Source organism: Candidatus Pelagibacter sp., from assembly GCF_052049815.1.
In the GTDB taxonomy this organism is placed as follows: Bacteria; Pseudomonadota; Alphaproteobacteria; order Pelagibacterales; family Pelagibacteraceae; genus Pelagibacter.
This window is the reverse complement of the sequence record NZ_JBNGZG010000071.1, coordinates 1-2,998: the sequence shown is the minus strand read 5'-3', so window position 1 is coordinate 2,998 and position 2,998 is coordinate 1. Positions and strand designations below refer to the sequence as shown.

Sequence of the window (2,998 nt, the reverse complement as noted above, 5' to 3'; positions counted from 1 at the left end):
TTAAAAATTGAAGTAACCCAAATTAAAGAAATCATAATTAATTTAATATTTAAAAACATAAAATTTTTTATTTTAGTCAATAAGACTCTCAGTTTCAGTAGAGCCTAATGGAATTAAAGTTATATTAAAAAATAATTCTTCTTTTGGTTTTAGGGTGTTGTTTGTGTAATACTCTTTATTGTATTTAATTGAAGCTGTTAAGCAATCATTCTTATATTCATAGATCAAATTATAAAACTCTGTTATATTATCCTTTTTATTTTCTCTTGTTTTAAATGATAGACTGTTATTTGAATTAAAATTATACGCAAAGGTATTCTCAAAATAACTGTTATTACCAATAATATTGTTTTCTTCATAAAACACAAAGTTATTCACAAAATTATTAACTTTAAATTTATTTTCAAATCTATGTAAATTGAACTGATCAATGTCATTATCTATTGAATAATTGTATTGAAAATCTAAAATTTCAGAGGGAAAAAAACCTAATTTGCCTACTATGTCTGATTGTTTTTTATTTAAAGTAGATTTAATTGGTAAGTTATGATCTTCTTTTTCTCTAAATACCGATGCTAAAGATGAATTAAATAAAGTTTTATTTTTTTCATCTTTTGTATTATAGTCAATACCTAATGTTAAAGTTGATCCACTCTCAACAGTTTCATTAAAACCAATTCTATTGATGCTAAAAATATTATCTATATTTAGATATCTTTCCTCATTTGTAATATTTTTAGTATCATTAGGACTATGTTTCAAAGATAGTTTTGGCGTTAAGAAATGATCATACTTACCAATGTCTTTTTTTAAAGGAAATGAATTATTATATTTGAATAAGGAAAAAACTTCACTTTGCTCATCATCTTTGAATTTAGAAGAATTTTTACCATGGGAATTAACGTTTTTAATCAAAAATTCAAAATTGTTTATAAATCCAAATGTATTTTCAAATTCTTTACTTGTAATTAGAAAATCATTAATTTGTACACCTTCATAAACATTGGTTTTATGTTTTTTTTGACTACCATTTGAATTGATATTTAAATTTTCAAAAAAATTATCATCAAAATTAATATTTTTTACTAAATTATAATTTGGGTAAATAAATTCATATCTATCGCTATTTGTTTTATTCATTGTTTCATAACTCTCAAAAGATAAATCAAAATCAAGATCATCATTAGAACTGGTGAATTCAATTATGGATTCTAAAACATTTGTATTTTTTATAATAGGACTCGTCGTTTCTAATGAATATAATTTTGTATAGTTATCATTTGAAACTTTTTCGATTTTAAGATCAATTTTACTCTCATCAAAGTTCATAAGATCAAAATTAAAAGACGAATTTGAAAAAAAATGAGTTTTTCTACCACTGTTTTTGTTAGATTTTTCTTTATTGAAGCTAAAATCCAATATATGAGAAGTATTTTTTGTAACCTTCCTATATTCAGACTGAAGCAAATATTCTGTTTCAGAGAAGAATCTTGGTTTAAAAGTTAAATCAGAACTATCTGAAATTACTTGAAAATATGGAATATTTACAGAAGATCCCAGGTTACTTGAATTTTTAAATTTTGGAACCAAGAATCCTGAACGCCTATCAACTGTCGGATCAGGATGAAAAAATTTTGGAAAATAAAATACTGGCTTATTATATAAATTTATCCAAGCATTTTTGTAATGTATTTCTTTTTTTTTCTTATCATGAATAATTTCATCTGAAACAATTGACCAAGGAGGACAATCTTCATTATCCTTACAAGATGTAAATCTTCCTTTTTTAATTAACACTCTATCTCCATTATAATTTATTGAATTTCCAACTAATTTAGGATTATTTTGTTTATTTCCAAAGGTATCATTTCTTAAATTTACCTTAATATCTTTTCCAACTAATTTTTGATTATTCAAATCAATTTTTCCAATTGATAGAAAATATTTATTTTGATCATTATCAATCAAATTTATATTTTCTCCATCAATTGTTCCTAGATTTTGATTATAATTAAATTTTGTTGTTGTAATCTTATTATTCAAGTTATCTGTAAAGCTAGTAAATTTATTAGAAAATATATTTTTTTCTTTAAAATCATAGAATATATCATTGGAAACAATATTATATGATTGGTCAAAATTTATTCTTGTATTCCCAAATGATTTATACAAGCTATTATTTATATCTAACTCAATCTTGTTTGAATTAATTATTGTTCTATTTTCTTTATCATTTACCTCAACATTGTTATGAGCCGTTATTCTTTCAAATTCTTTTTGATATATGATTTTTTTTGAGGAAATTTCCATGTTTTTTGATTGATTGATGATTATTACATCACCTTCAACCACAAGTTCGTTTTTTAATTTATAAAATATAAATTTATTACCTTTAACTGTAAAAGTTTCATCAATTTCTGCTACAGCTGAATCTTCACCTATTATTGTATTTCCATTATCAAAAGTATTAATTTTTTCTGCTTCAAATTTAATATTTTCATTCGCAAAAACGAAATTCACTTTTAAAATAAATAAACAGATTAGTATAAAAATTTTATTTTTCATTCAGTCTAACTATACCTATAGTTGAAATTATAAATAAAACAATTACTGGAAACCAAATGGATAAAATTATTGGCAATCTTCCATTTTCACCTAATAGACTTGAAAAATGACTTATATAATAAACTAGAACAGAAATAAAAATTCCAATCAATAAATTCAACAAAATATTTTTTTTAAATTTGTTATTTATCATTATTAACATTGAAATAATGGTCATTATCATGAGTAAAAATGGTAAAGAATAAAACTTATGTTTTTGAATGTTTATTTCATCTACCGAATATCCTATTAATTGATAGTCTTTTTTTAATTTTTCTAATTTAAAAAATGTTAATGAATTCAAATCAGAAAATAAGTTATTAATTCTTTCTAGATCAAAATTACTTTCAAACTGTGACTGATCAACTTCTCTCTCTTATACCCATCTGACGCA

General features: G+C 22.5%; 1 protein-coding gene and 1 pseudogene. Both read right to left on the bottom strand.

Features of this window, described 5'->3' with window-relative positions; all coding sequences use genetic code 11:
• Positions 1-72: 72 nt before the first annotated feature.
• Entirely contained in the window at positions 73-2,565 is a 2,493-nt protein-coding gene (locus tag ACTT9D_RS07100) for an LPS-assembly protein LptD (RefSeq protein WP_440931083.1), read from the bottom strand.
• Positions 2,555-2,962, bottom strand: a pseudogene (locus tag ACTT9D_RS07095) (LptF/LptG family permease); the annotation flags it as partial. The gene ACTT9D_RS07100 and the pseudogene ACTT9D_RS07095, both read right to left, overlap by 11 nt.
• Between the last annotated feature and the right edge of the window lie 36 nt (positions 2,963-2,998).